Consider the following 16,663-nt stretch of genomic DNA (forward strand, 5'->3'; position numbering starts at 1 on the left):
AGGTGGCAGAGCAGGAAGCTTAGACATTCTCAGCGAAAGGCCATTGCTGCTGTTTACAACCTGATAAGCCGCAGCTGCACTGAGTCGCGGCGGGCGGCTTGTTGCCGGGCCAGGGTAGCCTCATAGCCCAAACCAGTAAACTCCGAGTGCTCCAGGAAAAGAAGGGGGGAAGTCAGCAGCGGCTCGCGCCAGGTGGCTACGGCGGGTTCGTGCTGCAGGGAGTCGAAGGCGGCTACGTTGGTCACGCGCCAGTAACCATCCAGCAGTACGTACTGGTAGCCGCGCCGCCGCAAAGTTGGCAGCACCTGGCCCGACAGCACGGCGCGCACGGAATCGGAAGGCTGCTGAAACGGGGCCAGTCCCAGCCCCACGGTGCTGGCTACGGGCCCGGCCTGGTGAGCTCGTAGCCAAGCGGCCACGGCGGGGTAGCTGGAAGGCGAATACCGGTAAATCTGCTGCTGAACGCGGTATAGGTTCAGCCCCACGGCTCCTAACACAACTGCCGCTGTCACCGCCGCCGGCAGCCGCCGCAGCTGCAGAAACGCCAGGGCGTACCAGATGCCGTAGGCCCACAACAGGCCCCGCGGCGCCTTCACCAGCAACGACATGCCCGCCAGCAGGCACCAGCCCCAGCTTGCCAAGTACAGCTCCAGCGGCAGCACGGTGCCCCGCCGCAGCTGGCGCAACGCCACCACGGGCCCCAGCAACCCCAACCACACCAGCCCCGATTCAAAATCCCAGAGGTAGCGCAGGTAATAAAGGCCATCGGGCCGAATGGTAGCGGCTCGCCCCGCGGCGTTGGCGGCATCAGGAAACGCTACTTTGTAATAAATAGCGGGCCATATGTACCAGGGCAACCCGGCCAGTACGCCTACCACGCCAAACAACACGTAAGGAGCGGCCAATAGCCCAGCTGCCCGCCACCAGTGCCCGTGGCGCCACAGCAGCCCATCGGCCCGCCACCATTCCAGCACCGCCAGGATAGGCAGGGTCAGCATGAACTTGTAGTTAAAGCACAACCCCAGCATCAGCCAGCCCGCCGACCAGTACAACGTCGCGGCCGTAGACTGCCGTAGTCGCTGGTAGTAAGCTCGCAGCAAGCCCGTAAAGCACAGCAGGCTCCACGAACTCATGGTAAAGTCGCGGCCGGAAAAGGTGAGAAACAGGCACGTACCGAGCAGGATGGTGAGCAGGCCCGCCTGCCAGCCGCGCAGGCGGGCTTCATGGGCCACAAAGTCGGCCATGAAGGCTAGGGCTGCCACTGCTACCAGCGCGTTCAGATGCTGAAATACGCGGTAATCCGTGGTGAGCCACGCCACCGGAGCGTACACCAGCGAAAAAAGCGGGCTACCGTGGTGAAACAAGTGGCGCAGGTTGCCGTGCGCTACTTCCTGCACAATCTGCCAGTTACGCACCGAATCGTAGTCAGGCAAGGCTGCGTTGGCCAGCCCGTGCAGGCGCACGGCCGCTACCAGCAGCAAGGCCGGCAGCAGCCAGCGCACACGAGAATAAGACGAAGGCAAGCCGGGCACAAGTCAGGGAGAATGCGCTGCACGAGGCGGCAGCGGCAGGGCAATACTAGGTTTTCGGGGTCAATAGTACGAACTGCTGCCTTCCGATGCGTACTTGCAGCACCGGTGGCGGCGGCCGAATAGGGCCGCCGGAAGCTTCTGTTCATCTCTACTACCTTAATTTGAGTATGCGTATTGTGTTGCAACGCGTCCGTCAGGCTAGCGTTACCGTGGCTGGCCGCGTGACCGGCCAGATTGGTCCCGGGCTTCTGGTGCTGGCTGGTTTCGCCCCCACCGATACTACGGCGGCCCTAGAGTGGATGGCCCGCAAGCTGGTGAACCTGCGGATTTTCTCGGATGAGGAGGGCAAGATGAATCGTTCCGTACTGGCTAGTGCCGGCGAGGTTCTGGTGGTAAGTCAGTTCACGCTGCTGGCAGATGCGCGCAAGGGCAATCGGCCCAGCTATACCGGCGCGGCGCCGCCGCCCGTGGCTGTTCCCTTGTATGAGCAGTTTGTGGCCCTGGTAGCCGAGCAGCTCGGGCGGCCCGTAGCCACCGGCGAGTTTGGGGCCGATATGCAGGTAGAACTCCTAAACGACGGTCCCGTCACCATCGTGCTCGACTCGCCCGAGTAGTCAACGGCCTTCATTCTCTGCCAGCAGCAAACCCTGCCGCCTCATTCCAGAATCCAGCTTTATTTCCCTACTAAGCATGACAATTGAGGAAGCCCAGCGCACCGTAGATCAGTGGATTAACACCACCGGGGTACGGTATTTTAATGAATTGACCAACATGGCCATGCTGACGGAAGAGGTTGGTGAGGTAGCCCGCATCATTGCCCGGCAGTACGGGGAACAGTCTTTCAAAGAGTCGGATAAGGATAAGGTGCTGGCCGATGAGCTGGCCGATGTCCTGTTCATGGTTATCTGCCTGGCCAACCAGACGGGCGTTGATTTAACCGAGGCCTTACGCCGGAACCTGGAGAAGAAAACGCAGCGCGACGCTACCCGGCATCAGCAAAACGAGAAGCTGCGGTAGAATTTCCGAGCGTAAAAAAGCCCGCCAGCCGATACGCAACTCCTGGTATCGGCTGGCGGGCTTTGCTGGCGGCGGTTCGTTAAGCTTTCAGGTCGAAGGGCAGGGCCACTTCCTGAAAATTGATGCCGTGCTGGGCCGCGGTGTTCCGTAGCAATTCATGCTGCCAGGGCCGCAAGGTGGCATCGGCACCCTGCTCAATAATGTCAGCAATCAGGCGGTTGCTCAGCACCAGGTTGGCCATAATGGGGCTGTGGTCTTCCGCTAAGTGGGTTTTCAGCGCCATCAGCAGCGCCTCGCGGGCATCGGCCTGGGCCGCCTTAGCTCCGGTAAGCCGCCGCCGAAACGGGAAACGCCGCTGCTCGGCGGGCAAGGGAGGCTCTGGTTCCCGGTCTTCCTGCGCCAGATTAAGCAGGCGTTCCGCATAGGGGCTGCGCTTTAACTCGGGGTGCAAGCCGGGAGCATTGCGCAGATGGCCGGAACTGGTAACGGGCAGGCGCGTGAGCTCGGCCAGCCGGTCGTTGCTAGCCACCATGTAGGTAGGCCGGTCGATGGAGCGTGCTACCTCGTCGCGGAGCAGAAACAAATCCCGGAACAGCGGCAGCTCCTGGGGCTGAATGCGGTACTTACCGGCCAGGCGCAGGTAGGGCCGCTCATCACGGGCGTAGCGTACTTCTTCCAGCGCCTGGTTTTCCTGCTCGGCCCACGCCGTGCGGCCCAGGGCAGCCAGCTTGTCGGCCAGGCGGTCGGCCAGCTCAAACAGGTAGAGGACGTCGTTGGCAGCGTAATGCTTTTGCGCCTCCGTGAGCGGGCGCTTCAGCCAGTTCGACTTCTGCTCGCCCTTGTCCACCTCCAGGCCCAATTCCTGCTGAATCAGTCGCCCCAAAGAAATATTATTGTCAGCTTCTGCTAAAAGCGTATATTGAACACTTGTATCCGTGATGGTGCGCACGTGTACGCCGTACAGCTCATCCAACAGCAAAATATCCGATTTGCAGCTGTGGAAGACCTTCTCCACGGCAGGGTCTTGGAGCACGGCCCACAGCGGCTCTAGCTCCTGAGCAGGGTTGGTGAGAGGAAGGGGGGCAATCAAAAAAACAGTTTCACCGTCATAAATCTGAATCAGGGCCAGGTTGCGGCCGTAGCGGTGGCGCATGTCGTCAAATTCCAGATCGACGGCCAAGCGGGCGCGCTGGTGGAGGACTTGAGCGGCTTGCGCTACGGCAAGTCCTTCCGTGATATACTGAATATCAGGCATTAATACGACGGGTTCGGGGAGTAGAAAGTTGGTGGGCTGATGATGGTTCCACCTAGCAGGTAGTAAAGGTAGTCAGCCCAAGCTATCAAAACCACTAGATGCAACCCAGGGGAAGTAGTAGTTTTTCCAGTTTATATTTTATGTTGCTAATTGTAAACGCCTTACTTACAATCCGGTCCGAATTGGAGCATGAATACTATGCAGGCCCGGCAAATGCGTGTACTTTGCGTGCTTACCCGCTTTTGCCGGCACAGCGGACCGGCTTTTTTTCACTCTAATCGGCCTCAAGGAGGGCCAGGTTGTATGAAACAAAATTTCCTCATTCCACTGGCGTGCGGTGTGCTGTTGGCTACTTCGGCCGCAGCTCAGACACATACGGTAAGTGGACGCGTAACCGATGCTACCGGCTCGGGCCTGCCCGGCGTAACGGTACTGGAACGCGGTACTACCAATGGTACCAGCACCGGCGCTGACGGCAGCTTTTCGCTGGCGGTGCAGCCCGGCGCTATTCTCGTGCTCAGCTCCATTGGCTTCGAGTCTCAGAACGTAGTAGTCGGCGACCGAACCACGGTGGCTATATCACTGAAAAGCAGCGCTACGGAACTTGGCGAGGCAGTAGTCGTTGGCTATGGTACGCAGTCAAAAGCGGACCTTACCGGCTCGGTAACGCAGCTTAGCAGCAAGGATGTGGGCAACCAGCCTGTGCAAAGCTTTGAGCAGTCTATTCAGGGCCGCGCGGCGGGGGTCTTCATTGAGAATAGCAGCGGTAAGCTGGGTCAGGGCATTCGGGTGCGGGTACGTGGTGTTTCCTCTATTAGTGGTGATACCCAACCGCTTTACGTAGTAGACGGTATTCCTATACTGGCTGATAACCTCTCGTCAACTTCAGGTGCTACTAATCCCATTGCCGATATCAACCCCAATGATATTGAGAGTATTACCATACTAAAAGATGCCTCCGCCTCTGCAATCTATGGCTCACGGGCTAGCAATGGAGTTGTGCTTATTACAACAAAGCGCGGCAAATCAGGGGCAACTCGGTTTACTTTAGGATTTCAAACAGGAAGCAGCAGCCCGACCAATAAACGCGAGTTTCTCAATAACCAAGAATACGTTACCCTACTAACGGAGGCACTGGTCAACAGCGGACGTTCCGCTACGGCCAATGCTACTCGCCTGCGCACGTATGCTGCTGGCGCAGCTGATCCTTTAACGTACAATACTGATTGGCAGGACCAAGTATTTCAAGATGCTCCGTTTAGCCAGTATGATTTGAGCGCCAGTGGCGGAAATGAGAAAACTAGGTTCTTTGTCTCAGGGCAGTATAGCAATCAGAACGGCATTATTGTAGGTAACAAATACGAGCGTATTTCCACTCGTTTTAATGTTGACCACAAAGCCAACGATAGGCTTGCTATTGGTATAAATGCGGCGCTGTCTCGTTCACGAAATCAGCGACTGCCAAACGACAATGCCTTTAGCAACCCTATGCAAATTGTGGCGTTGGCTCCTATTACTCCACTAATAGACCCGCGCACAGAACTTCTAAGTGGTTCTTTGGACCCCGCTACAGGACAACCTAACACCACGTTTCCGTTCTACTACAACCCGCTGCTAAGCATTGAGAACGGCTCGTACAATACCATTGTCTACCGGACGCTGAGTAACGTTTACGCCCAGCTCGATATCGTAAAGGGGCTTTCCTACCGCTCGGAACTCGGAGTAGATGTTTTAAACCAGAGTGAGGACCAGTTCTTGGGACGTATTACGTCACGAAACACGGGGCCAACCAATGGTTTTGGCTTTAGTGCACGTTCTACGAATGCCCGTGTAGTAGTTAACAACTTTGCTACTTACCGCAACACATTCAATGAGCAACATTCGTTGGACCTGACGCTAGGTACTTCATTCGAGTCTGCCCAACTTACTAGTAACAATGTTACCGGAACCCAGTTTGCCTCTGATGCCTATAAAACGCTAGCCAATGCTAGCTTGATTACTGCGGGTGGTTCAAACCGTACCAATAACACACTGGTTTCCTACTTCGGCCGGGCCAATTACGCTTTTGCGGGCAAGTATTTGCTGGGAGTGAGTGCCCGTTACGACGGATCCTCGCGTTTTGGGTCTAATAACCGCTATGGTTTCTTCCCGGCCGCTTCGCTGGGCTGGTTAGCAACTGAGGAGGCCTTCTTGAAAGACAATGCAGTGCTGAGCATGCTCAAGCCTCGTATCAGCATTGGGCGTACGGGTAACCAAGGTTTCACAAACTTTGCCTCCCGCGCTTTATTTTCAGGTACCTCGGGTTACGTCGGCATTCCTGGTCAGCGACCTATCTCATTGGCCAGCCCTGACCTTACTTGGGAATCTACCACGCAAGCCGACGCGGGTATTGAGTTTGGGCTGTTCAAAGACCGAATTTCTGGGGAAGTAGACGTGTATGAGAAGCGCACCACAGATTTAGCGTTGTTTGGACCCGTGCCAGGCACCACGGGCTTTACTTCTCTTTTCCGTAACATAGGCAGCTTACGCAACCGCGGGGCCGAATTTTCGCTCACGACCCGCAACTTCGTGGGTGACTTCACCTGGACGACCTCGTTCAACGCCTCGCGTAACATCAACCGGATTACTGACCTTGACGGACCACCCATTCTGGGTAGCTTCCTAAACCGTGCTCAAGAAGGCGAACCGCTGGGTGTATTTGTTGGACCTGAGTATGCCGGTGTGAACCCCGACAATGGGGATGCGCTTTACTATTTGAATTCAACCAACGCCGACGGAACTGTTAACCGCGGTACCACAAACAATATCAACGAGGCTACCTCAGTAGTAGTAGGTGATCCTAACCCGAAGTGGACAGGAGGTATTACCAATACTTTCTCGTTCAAAGGGTTCGACCTAACGGCTACCCTAGTGGGGGTATTTGGGAACAGCATCTTTGATGGAGCAGGCCAGTATTATTCGGTTGGCTTTAATAATGGTCCGGATAACCAGACGCGCGACCAGTTGCAGCGCTGGCAGAAACCTGGTGATATTACGAATGTACCGCGCGCTGAATATTTGGGTGGCAATGGTATCGGTCTGTCCTCCCGTTTTGTGCGGGATGGCTCCTATGGTCGTTTGCGGACAATAGCGCTTGGCTATAACCTGCCGGCTGCTTGGGCTCAAAAAGTGTTTTTGCAGTCAGCGCGAGTGTTTGTGCAGGGACTGAATCTCGTGACGTTCACGAAGTACAAAGGCTGGGACCCCGAGGTAAGTACCGACTACTTAACTGGATCAGCTAGCCAAAGCCAAAACAATATCAACCAAGGTATTGACTTCTACACTGCCCCGCAGCCGAAGACCTATACGATTGGTGTAAACATTGGATTTTAAAGCGTAAACCGACTTTCATAAGCGCTTTTCACATTCCTAGCGAGCATTCATCATGAAAAAAATACTGTACGGGCTGTTGACTGCCTGTCTGCTTACAGGATCATTCTCATCGTGCAACAGCAAGCTCGATGTTGAACCTACAGACAGCATTGATGCCGCAAACGCTTTAAGAACTTCCGCTGACGTAGAAGCTGCCCTCGTTGGCTGCTATACGGGTCTTCAAGATGAGGACGCGTACGGAGGCAACATTCAGTTGTTGTCGGATTTGCTGGCGGATAACGGCGAAATTTCCTTTGTAGGCACGTTCATTCCGCCAAACCAAGCTGCGCGTAAGCAGATACTTAAGGATAACGGCTTTGTTACGTCCATTTGGACCAATGCCTACGACGTTATTAACCGTACTAATAATGTACTGGCCAACTTAGACAAGCTGGATACGCCAGCGAAGCAGGCCCGAGTAGAAGGAGAAGCCAAATTCATTCGGTCTCTACTGTACTTTGATCTGGTTCGATTATACGCTCGTGACTGGAACGACGGAAATCCTCAAACTAACCCAGGTGTGCCACTGGTGCTCACCCCAACCCGGACTATCTCGGCAGAGAGCCAGGTGCGCCGTAATACCGTTGCGGAAGTGTACGCTCAGATTTTGACGGACCTCACCACGGCAGAGGCCCGGCTAATTACGGCCAACCCCGCAAATAATAACGGCTTCTTCGCTAATCGGTACGCCGTGGCTGCTCTGCTTTCTCGTGTGTATTTGCAGCAAAGCAAGTTTGCCGAATCAGCCGCTGCCGCTAATCGGGTTATCAGCTCCGGCCGCTATTCACTGACTCCCAGCTACGCTGATGAATTTACTTCATCAAATGACTTGTTGGGCAATACCTCAGAGGACATCTTCGCAATTCAAATTAGCTCTCAAAGCGGGGCCAATGAGCTTAATACCTACTATTCCGTTAATCGACGCGCTGATGTAAACATCAATGATCAGCTAATCGACCAGTTTGAGCCTGGCGATGAACGTCTTGATCTAATTTCTATTGATCCAACCGGCGGCCCTGCCTATTCAAGCAAGTATGATGTGCTGTACGGTAATATCAAATTGTTCAGATTAGCAGAAATGTATCTGAACCGGGCTGAGGGTAACTTCCGGGCTGGCACCTCAGTTGGGGCTACGCCATTAGCTGATATCAACCGCATTCGTCAACGGGCTGGCTTAGCTCCGCTGGTAACGCTAACGTTAAACGCTATTCTGAAAGAACGCCGTTTAGAGTTGGCCCTGGAAGGTTTTCGGCTGGGAGATTTAAAGCGTAATAGAGAGTCAACAGTTGATTTGGGTAATCCGCCTGTTACGCTGCCGTACAACTCGCCTCGCCTAATTTTCCCTATTCCACTCCGGGAAATCAACGCTAATCCTAACTTAGTCCAGAACGAAGGGTACCAATAGCCTAACGAAGAGCACCATTAACACAGCAAAAAGGCCGTTCCGGAAATTCGGAACGGCCTTTTTGCTGTGTTAATGGTAGTACCTAGTTTACTCTTCATCCTCCTCGTCCAAGTGGCTAAAATCCAGGTTGGGAGCCAGCTTCAGGGCTTCGCGAATCACGTCGTCCATGAGGGGCTGGGAGTCGGCGTCGAGGGCGCGCTCGAAAAGGTTTAGCAGCTGCTCGCCTTCCTCGTTCACGTAGAGGTTGGTGTAAAGCCGCTCGAAAACATTGGCCTCTTTGGTGATGGTTGCATCAATGGCGGCGACGGAGGGCGCCCGCAACGCCCGGTGCAGCACGTCTAGCACACGGCGGCTTTCCTCCAGGTCGCCGAGGTCGGAGAGCAGCTTCATTAGGGCCAGCGCTACCCCCAGCCGTACCCGCTCAAAGCGGTAAGCCAGGTCAGCCGGAGCTGCTTGCTCGAAGGTACGGTAGGCGGCTAGCGTGGTAGGGTGGAGGTAGCGGGCGGCATCGGCTTCGGAAGGGAAGGCCAGCTGCAACAGCCGCTGATAAGGAGGAACAAGCATAAGTAGGAAGCAGAGAAACAGCCAGCCGCGCGCGGGTGGGCAAAAGATTGGTGGGGCTGGATGTAACCCCACGCTACAAAGGTACGATTGTGTACTTTGAGGTGGGCAACGTTTCTTGTCTGCCGTTGCAGTTGTACCTTCCTCTTATCACCTACCAGCTCTCCCACTCTGATGACGCACAAAGAAAAATGGTTAGCATTTGCCCCCGCCGGGTTGATAGTAGTTGGCTTCGGTACCTGCCTTGTGCAGTGGGCCACGGAAAAGAAGCGCCGGGGAGAGCCTACGGGTGAGTGGGTGGCAGCCGGTACGGCGGCCCTAACGGTGTTTAATGCCGGGCTTTGCCTCTTTGGGCGGGGCGTAGCCGAAAGTGTTTTGTACCAGCTAAAGGAGAAACCGCGCGAAATGGACTACGGCAACGTAGGCCGCCTCTAGCAGTGTTGATACAGCAAATTAGCGCACTGGTGAGTTTCCTACTCAGCTAAACTCACCAGTGCGCTAATTTGCTGCATTACTGCTCCAGAACTCGGATTTTGAGCTGTGACGCGTGCTGAGGTGAGTGGTAGAGGCGGTGCGTAGCGGCTTGAAAGTCTTTTTCGTCGGCTTCGAAAATATTAGGGACAAAGGTCTGCGGGTTGCGGTCAACTAGCGGAAACCAGCTGCTTTGCACCTGCACCATCAGGCGGTGACCCTTGCGGAAGGTGTGGCATAAGTCCTGGACGGTGAAAGGCACGGCCGTTACCTGCCCCGGAACAAAGGCCTCGGGCTTGCTGAAGCTGTTGCGGAACCGGCCGCGCATCACCTCAGAACGCACCATTTGCTGGTAGCCGCCCAGCTTCACGGCCGGGTTCAGGCGGCTGTTGTTGGGCGTATTGTCGGGGTATACGTCAATTACCTTTACCACCCAGTCGGCATCGGTGCCGGTGGTAGCCACTTGTAGCAGCGCCTCAATTGGGCCGACCAGGGTCAGGTCTTCGGTGAGCACCTCGGTTTGATAGGTTAGCACATCGGGGCGGCGACTGGCAAAGCGTTGGTCGTCGGTCATGTACTCGCGGGTCATGCCCGTGGCCGTAGCCTCCGTGAAGGGCACCGGGTGGGCCGGGTCGCTGAGGTACTGGTCGAACTCCGGGCCGCTGCTGGGCTGCTCAAAGCCGATTTTACCGTTGGGCTGAAAGTAAAGCGTGCGTTCTTTCGTTTCGGTGGGCGGCCAAGCCGCAAAGGTGCGCCACCGGTTAGTGCCGCCCTCGAACACGGTGGCCTCGGGCATGGGGGCCGGCTTGCCGTCTTTCAGATACGACTTGAAAAACGGGGCCTCAATTTCTTTTTGATAGTACAAGGAAGGCGACTCACCGTAGGCCACGTTGCCTACCACCTCGCCGGTACCGCGGGCCCAGCCCCCGTGCACCCACGGGCCCATCACCAAACCATTGCGCATACCGGGATTCTGCTTTTCAATGGTTTCGTAGATTTTCAGGGCTCCAAATAGGTCCTCCGCATCGTTAAAGCCGCCCACGGTGAGTACTGCCGTGCCTTTGTTCAGATTTTTGAGGTGGGGCCGCAGGTCGCGCGCCTGCCAGAACTCGTCATAGTTGGGGTGCTGGATTATTTCCTTCCAAAACGCCACCTTGCCCTGGTAGTACTTGGCATCGGCGTTTTTCAGCGGCCCCAGACGCATAAAGAAGTCGTAGCCGTCGGGGGTGCCGTGCTGGAAGGCCGGGTTGCCGGTAGGAGTGGGCTGGGGGCGAGGCAGGCCGAAGGAGGCCAGGAAGTTGAACGCATGCGGCAGGAAAAACGCCCCGTTATGGTGGAAATCGTCCCAAAACCAGTCGGCAATGGGAGCCTGGGGTGAGGAAGCTTTCAGGGCCGGATGGCGGCTGAGCAGGCCGGTAGCGGTGTAGTAACCAGGGTAGCTGATGCCCCACTGGCCTACCCGACCGTTATTCTTCGGACCTTTTTTGAGCAGCCACGCAATGGTATCGTACGTGTCGGTGCCCTCGTCAATGTCCTTTTTTCCCTTGTACGCATCCTTCTCGGGGCGCACATTCACAAACTGGCCCTCCGACATGTACCGGCCCCGCACGTCCTGGTAGGCGAAAATGTAGCCCTCGTGCAGCATGGTGCTGCTTGGCCCCAGGCTCTTTTTGTACTTTCCCGAGCCGTAGGGGCCTACGGCGTAGGGCGTGCGGTTCAACATAATCGGGTACTTGACCTTGTCCGCATCCTTGGGGGCGTACACAATGGTGTAGAGCTTTACGCCGTCGCGCATCGGAATTTGGTACTCCAGCTTGTTGTAGTGTTGCTGGATGTAGAGCGTATCGGCCAGGGTAATGGCTAACTGCTGCTTGTCTGCCTCGGAGGGCAAAGGGTAGGTAACCGGGGTTTGCGCCAGGGCAACACCAGCGCCGCTGGCTAGCAGGGCCGCCAGGGCTGCGGGGCGGAGGTAGGGGTAGATCATGGGTGGAAGAATGGGGTAGAAGTAAATAAGTGAGGCAAGGGTAAGGTAAGCACTAGCCGGCACGGTGCCCATATGGGGCTGAAGAAAGCGTGCAGCCAACGCACCTGAGTAGCATCTTTTCCTGCATTACACCGCACATTCTGCTTTCTTTGACCATCAAACCTTTCCTCAATCCGCTGGCAGAGGCCGGCGCTACCCCTACTTCCGTGCTTTACTCCCGATTACGCGCCGCCTGGCTCTGGCTTTGCTGCCTGCTGCTGGCACCGTCGGCGTTTGCTCAGACGGCCGCTACCCCCGACGGACCGTTGCTTACTCCTCGTCAGTTCCTGGGCTACGAACTGGGCACCCGGTTTACCCCCCACGCGGAGCTGCTCCGCTACGTCGACCATGTGGTGCAGCACAGCCCCGGCCAAATGAAGCTGCAGCGCTACGGCCGCACCTACGAAAACCGGCCCCTGGAACTGGTGTACGTGGCTACCCCCACCAACCTGAACAACCTCGATGACATCCGGCGCAACAACCTGCGCCTAGCGGGGCTGGAAAGCGGCGCCGCTGCTACCAAACAGCCCGCCGTGGTGTGGCTCAGCTACAACGTGCACGGCAATGAGGCCGTGTCGTCGGAGGCCGTGATGCAGGTGCTCTACGACCTGGCTAACCCCCAAAACCAGCAGATGCAGCAGTGGCTCCAGAACCTGGTGGTGATTGTGGACCCCTGCGTGAACCCCGACGGGCGCGACCGGTACGCGCAGTGGTATAACCGCGTGGCCAACCAGCAGCCCAACTCTTCGCCCCTAAGCTGGGAGCACCACGAGCCTTGGCCCGGCGGGCGCTACAACCATTACTACTTCGATTTGAACCGCGACTGGGCCTGGCAAACCCAGCAGGAAAGCCGCCAGCGCATCGCCGTGTACAACCAATGGCTACCCCAGGTCCACGCCGATTTTCACGAAATGGGCCCTAACAATCCCTACTACTTCTCGCCGGCGGCCAAGCCCTTCCACGCCGACCTTACGGAGTGGCAGCGCAAGTTTCAAAACGTCATCGGCGACTATAACCGCAAGGTGTTCGATAAGAATAACTGGCTCTACTTTACCCGCGAAACCTACGATCTGTTCGCGCCTTTTTACGGCGACACCTGGCCTTCCTTCAACGGGGCCATTGGCATGACCTACGAGCAGGGTGGTGGTGGCCCGGCCGGCATTAGCTACACCAAAACCGATGGTGATACCCTGACCCTTACCCAGCGCATCGAGCACCACCATGCCACCAGCTTGGCGACCATTCAGGCGGCCGCCGACCGCCACGACGAGCTGATCCGGGAGTTTCAGAAGTTTTACACCGATGCCCGCACCAAGCCCCGCGGTGAGTATAAATCCTACGTGCTGACGGGCTCCGCTGACCCTGGCCAGATGCGCGCCCTCACCCAGTACCTCGACCGCCAGCAAATCCGGTACGGCTACGCTACTAAGCGCAGCAAGCAGCAGGGCTATAACTACGCCACGGGCAAAACCGAAGGCGTGCAGATTCAGCCCCGCGACCTTGTAGTGAGCATGTACCAGCCGAAATCAACGCTGGTGAAAGTGCTGTTCGAGCCCCAGGCCGCTTTAGAAGACTCCCTGACCTACGACCTCACGGCCTGGTCGTTGCCCTACGCGTTTGGCCTGAATGGCTACGCGCTCAAAAGCAAGGTGGAGGCGAATAACTCGGCGCCCAGTAATCCGCGGCCGGTAACTGTCAGCTCGCAATCAACAACTGATAAACCCTACGCGTATCTGGCGCGGTGGAACAGCCTGCAGGACATCCGTTTTCTGGGCCGCTTGCAGCAGCAGGGCGTGAAAGTGCGCGTGGCCGATGAGCCGTTTGAAACCGAGGGCCAGCAGTATCAGCGCGGTACCCTCATCATTCCGCGGACTGGTAACGAGCGGCTCGGCGCCCGCTTTGACCAACTGGTGCGCGCCCAGGCCGACTCAGCGGGCGTGCTGGTGCAGGCCGTGCAGTCGGGCCTTTCCACCACCGGCGGCGACCTGGGCTCCCGTTCCGTGCGCCCCCTGAAGCAGCCCAGCGTGGCTATTCTGGCGGGCCCCGGCGTTGATGCCACGGCTTTTGGGGAAGTATGGCACTTCTTCGAGCAGCAGATCGGCTACCCCGTGTCGGTGCTGGGTACCGACTACTTCAACAGCGTCCCCCTGAGCAATTTCGACGTGCTCATCCTACCCGACGGGGGCTACGACAACATTCTGACGGAGCGTGGGCTGGAAAACGTGAAAACCTGGATTCGGGCCGGCGGCCGTTTGATTGCCCTGGAGGGGGCGTCGCGCTTTTTGGCGGGTAAAAAGGATTTTCTGCTGAAGCCCAAGCTCGCTGACTCCACCGCTGCCAAGAAAAGCAATCCGTACGCCTCGCTGCGCCGCTACGCCGATGCTGAGCGCGAGCAAATTGGCGAGCGGGTGCAGGGCAGCGTCTACCGCGTGCAGCTGGATAACAGCCACCCGCTGGCATTCGGTTACGGCAGTACCTACTACGCCCTCCTGCGCGATACGCCCAACTACCGTTTCCTGCCCCAGGGCGGCTGGAACGTGGGCGTGCTAAAGAAAAACAGCTATGCCGCCGGCTTCACCGGTCGTAAAGCGCAGCGCGCCCTCACCGATACGTTCGTGCTGGGCACCCAGGACCTGGGCCGGGGACAGGTAGTGTACCTAGCCGACAACCCATTATTCCGGGCTTTTTGGCAAGGCGGCAAGCTCCTGTTCGGCAACGCCGTGTTTATAGTGGGCCAGTAAGCGCTAAGACCACTTAAGAAAACAAGAAGGCCCCGTTGGTAGTACCGACGGGGCCTTCTGTGCTCTAAAAAGAGGAGCAGATTAATCTACTACGTCCTCAGCTTTGTTTTTAACGGCTTTAGCGCCTTTTTTCACGGCACGACCGGTTTTGTTAGCACCTTTTTTTACCACGCTACCCGTTTTCTTGCCAGCGTACTTAACGTCTTCTTTCGTGTTGTACGCCTTCTGACCGGCTTTGGTGCGGCCCGAGCGGGCCTCTACTTTCACCGTGCCATTGTCACGCTCTTCAATAGTGGTTTTAGCGCCGGATGCATCATCACGGACAGTGGTTTTGTCGCCTTGGGCGAAGGCAGCCGTCGAAAAAACTACGGCGGCGGCCAGCATTAGTATCTTTTTCATGAGGAGAGTCTGATTGAGAATAGATTCTGAGTCCTTATACGGCGTGGTAAAAATTGGTTGTAGAATCCCGCAACAGCCCGGGGCGTGCCTGCGCCTGAAAAGTCGGCAGTAAACGTCTCGCTACTCCTAGTTCAACCGAGGAATCTAAACTACCCATGCCGGGCCGGACGAAGATAGATTCCTGGCCTGCGCAGTAAATGGCAAAAAGAAAAGGCTTCTCAGCTAAGGTCAAAATTAGCTTCTATTGCACCCAAAGAAGGTTTTATGCTATTGTTCTTAACCTGCTTTGTAATTATCAAATATCAATAATGGTAAAGCAAAATGGCACGTATTATGCTTTACTTTTTAAAATTATACAATAAACGTAAAGCATAATTTTGTTAGGTAAGCTTCACTTATTTACTAAATATGGAAATAATGAAGCACACTTCAAAAAAGGTCTCAGCAGAGCTAGTAACCCTATGATGAAGGCAAGATAGCGCAGGGTGTGGTATGCACAAATTTAGGATGGTTGCTAGGCGAAGATAATTACCCTTCCCTTGTTACTATAAACGCCTTACGGAAGCAGTAAAGAGGAGTCACCGTAACTTAGAAAGCGGTAGTTGTGCGCCAGTGCGTGGTCGTAAACGCGCTGCCAATCTGGGCCGAGTAGGGCCGCCACAAGCAGGAGCAACGTGCTTTCGGGCTGATGAAAGTTCGTGATAAGGCCGCGCACCATGCGGAACTGGTAGCCGGGGGCAATCAGCAGTTGCGTGGTGGCGTGCAAGGTAGCAGAACCAGTCGCTTCCAGGTGCGCTAGTAGGGCGGCTAGTGCGGTGGTAACTGCAATATCGGGCCGGCCTTCGTAAGGCTGCCATTGGCTTACGTGCCAGGTGGGCTCGGCAGTGGGCTGCTCCACGAGCTGGGCTCCGAGCCAGTACAGGCTTTCAAGCGTGCGTAAGCTGGTTGTGCCCACCGGAATGATGGGGTGGGGCAACTGCTCCAGCAGCTGACGCAGGGTAGCGGCCGTCACGCTGATGGGCTCTCCGTGCATGGGGTGGCCAGCCATAGACTCGGCCTTCACCGGCTGGAAGGTGCCCGCACCCACGTGCAGGGTCACGCGCGCAGTAGGAACGGCGCGAGTTGTCAGCTCGGTTAAAACTGCATCTGAGAAGTGTAGGCCGGCTGTAGGAGCCGCTACGGCCCCTTCGTGGGCAGCATACACCGTTTGGTAGCGGATAGCATCAGCGGCCGTATCAGTGCGGTTGAGGTAGGGGGGAAGGGGCAGGTGGCCAGCCCCACGCAGTACTTCAGCGAAGGGCAACAGAGCCGGCTCCCAGCTAAACCGAATAAGCGCGTAGCCTTCGCCCTGCTCCGCCCGCTCTGCCGTAAGCAGGGCCGGTTGGCCTGCTACCTCAAACTCCACCGTTACGGGGCCAGTTTTCCAGCGCTTACCGTTACCTACCAGGCATTTCCAAACGCAACTTCCGGTTTGCTGCATGGCTGGCTCAATGGCCCGGTGCGGAGCTACTGGCTCCAGGCAAAACAGCTCCACTACTCCACCCGTAGGCCGCCGGGCAAATAGCCGGGCCTGTACTACCTTGGTATCATTGAAAACCAGAAGGCTGTGAGAGGGCAGTAGCGCCGGGATTTCGTAAAAGTGCCGGTCCGTCAGCTCGCCGCTTTGGTAAACCAGTAGCCGCGACTGGTCACGGTCGGGCAAGGGCTCGGGCGCAATGCGTTGCGGGGGTAGCTGGTAAGTAAAGTCGTGGATGGAAAGCTGACGGGGGTCGGGCGTAGGAGCACTCATAGCCCGCAAAGATAATTCAGGGCGCAGCAGTATAGCCTAACAAGCTGAGTAAGACAGAA

The 16,663-nt window shown here is 56.6% G+C and carries 12 protein-coding genes; 6 read left to right on the plus strand and 6 right to left on the minus strand.

The genetic code is table 11. The annotated features are described in order from the left end of the window. Positions 1 to 53: 53 nt before the first annotated feature. Positions 54 to 1,502: a glycosyltransferase family protein gene (locus IEW18_RS17310; protein WP_188559137.1), complete on the minus strand. Its 1,449-nt coding sequence runs from the start codon at positions 1,500 to 1,502 to the stop codon at positions 54 to 56. Between the two features lie 197 nt (positions 1,503 to 1,699). On the opposite strand from IEW18_RS17310, the gene dtd reads away from it, so the two are divergent. Further along, positions 1,700 to 2,146 (plus strand): D-aminoacyl-tRNA deacylase, encoded by a 447-nt coding sequence (gene dtd / locus IEW18_RS17315; protein WP_188559138.1) that lies wholly within the window; start codon positions 1,700 to 1,702, stop codon positions 2,144 to 2,146. Between the two features lie 76 nt (positions 2,147 to 2,222). Then, positions 2,223 to 2,549: a nucleotide pyrophosphohydrolase gene (locus IEW18_RS17320; protein WP_188559139.1), complete on the plus strand. Its 327-nt coding sequence runs from the start codon at positions 2,223 to 2,225 to the stop codon at positions 2,547 to 2,549. Between the two features lie 79 nt (positions 2,550 to 2,628). Here IEW18_RS17320 and IEW18_RS17325 read toward each other — a convergent pair whose 3' ends face one another. Then, the gene (locus tag IEW18_RS17325) at positions 2,629 to 3,804 is read right to left on the minus strand and encodes a ribonuclease D (RefSeq protein WP_188559140.1); all 1,176 of its coding nucleotides are present in this window, start codon (positions 3,802 to 3,804) and stop codon (positions 2,629 to 2,631) included. 303 nt (positions 3,805 to 4,107) lie between these two features. Here IEW18_RS17325 and IEW18_RS17330 point away from each other — a divergent pair, with 303 nt between their 5' ends. Then, positions 4,108 to 7,176: a SusC/RagA family TonB-linked outer membrane protein gene (locus IEW18_RS17330; protein WP_188559141.1), complete on the plus strand. Its 3,069-nt coding sequence runs from the start codon at positions 4,108 to 4,110 to the stop codon at positions 7,174 to 7,176. Between the two features lie 52 nt (positions 7,177 to 7,228). Then, entirely contained in the window at positions 7,229 to 8,620 is a 1,392-nt protein-coding gene (locus IEW18_RS17335; RefSeq protein WP_188559142.1) for a RagB/SusD family nutrient uptake outer membrane protein, read from the plus strand. Between the two features lie 87 nt (positions 8,621 to 8,707). On the opposite strand, the gene IEW18_RS17340 is transcribed toward IEW18_RS17335, so the two are convergent. Next, the gene (locus tag IEW18_RS17340; protein ID WP_188559143.1) at positions 8,708 to 9,184 is read right to left on the minus strand and encodes a hypothetical protein; all 477 of its coding nucleotides are present in this window, start codon (positions 9,182 to 9,184) and stop codon (positions 8,708 to 8,710) included. Positions 9,185 to 9,355: 171 nt separating this feature from the next. Here IEW18_RS17340 and IEW18_RS17345 point away from each other — a divergent pair, with 171 nt between their 5' ends. Then, positions 9,356 to 9,616 (plus strand): hypothetical protein, encoded by a 261-nt coding sequence (locus tag IEW18_RS17345; protein ID WP_188559144.1) that lies wholly within the window; start codon positions 9,356 to 9,358, stop codon positions 9,614 to 9,616. 76 nt (positions 9,617 to 9,692) lie between these two features. Here IEW18_RS17345 and IEW18_RS17350 read toward each other — a convergent pair whose 3' ends face one another. Then, on the minus strand, positions 9,693 to 11,636 hold the full coding sequence (locus IEW18_RS17350; RefSeq protein ID WP_188559145.1) for a CocE/NonD family hydrolase: 1,944 nt from the start codon (positions 11,634 to 11,636) through the stop codon (positions 9,693 to 9,695). A 149-nt stretch (positions 11,637 to 11,785) separates the two neighbouring features. Between IEW18_RS17350 and IEW18_RS17355 the strand changes: the two genes are divergently transcribed. Further along, positions 11,786 to 14,416 carry a M14 family zinc carboxypeptidase gene (locus tag IEW18_RS17355; protein ID WP_229728811.1) on the plus strand — a complete coding sequence of 877 codons (2,631 nt, stop codon included), beginning with the start codon at positions 11,786 to 11,788 and terminating at the stop codon, positions 14,414 to 14,416. An 81-nt stretch (positions 14,417 to 14,497) separates the two neighbouring features. Here IEW18_RS17355 and IEW18_RS17360 read toward each other — a convergent pair whose 3' ends face one another. Together IEW18_RS17360 and IEW18_RS17365 are read right to left on the minus strand one after the other, a co-directional pair. Next, positions 14,498 to 14,815, minus strand: a complete 318-nt coding sequence (locus IEW18_RS17360; RefSeq protein ID WP_188559146.1) for a hypothetical protein — start codon at positions 14,813 to 14,815, stop codon at positions 14,498 to 14,500. A 556-nt stretch (positions 14,816 to 15,371) separates the two neighbouring features. Next, positions 15,372 to 16,604 (minus strand): S-adenosylmethionine:tRNA ribosyltransferase-isomerase, encoded by a 1,233-nt coding sequence (locus IEW18_RS17365; RefSeq protein ID WP_188559147.1) that lies wholly within the window; start codon positions 16,602 to 16,604, stop codon positions 15,372 to 15,374. Between the last annotated feature and the right edge of the window lie 59 nt (positions 16,605 to 16,663).

This window comes from Hymenobacter glacieicola, assembly GCF_014640315.1.
In the GTDB taxonomy this organism is placed as follows: domain Bacteria; phylum Bacteroidota; class Bacteroidia; order Cytophagales; family Hymenobacteraceae; genus Hymenobacter; species Hymenobacter glacieicola.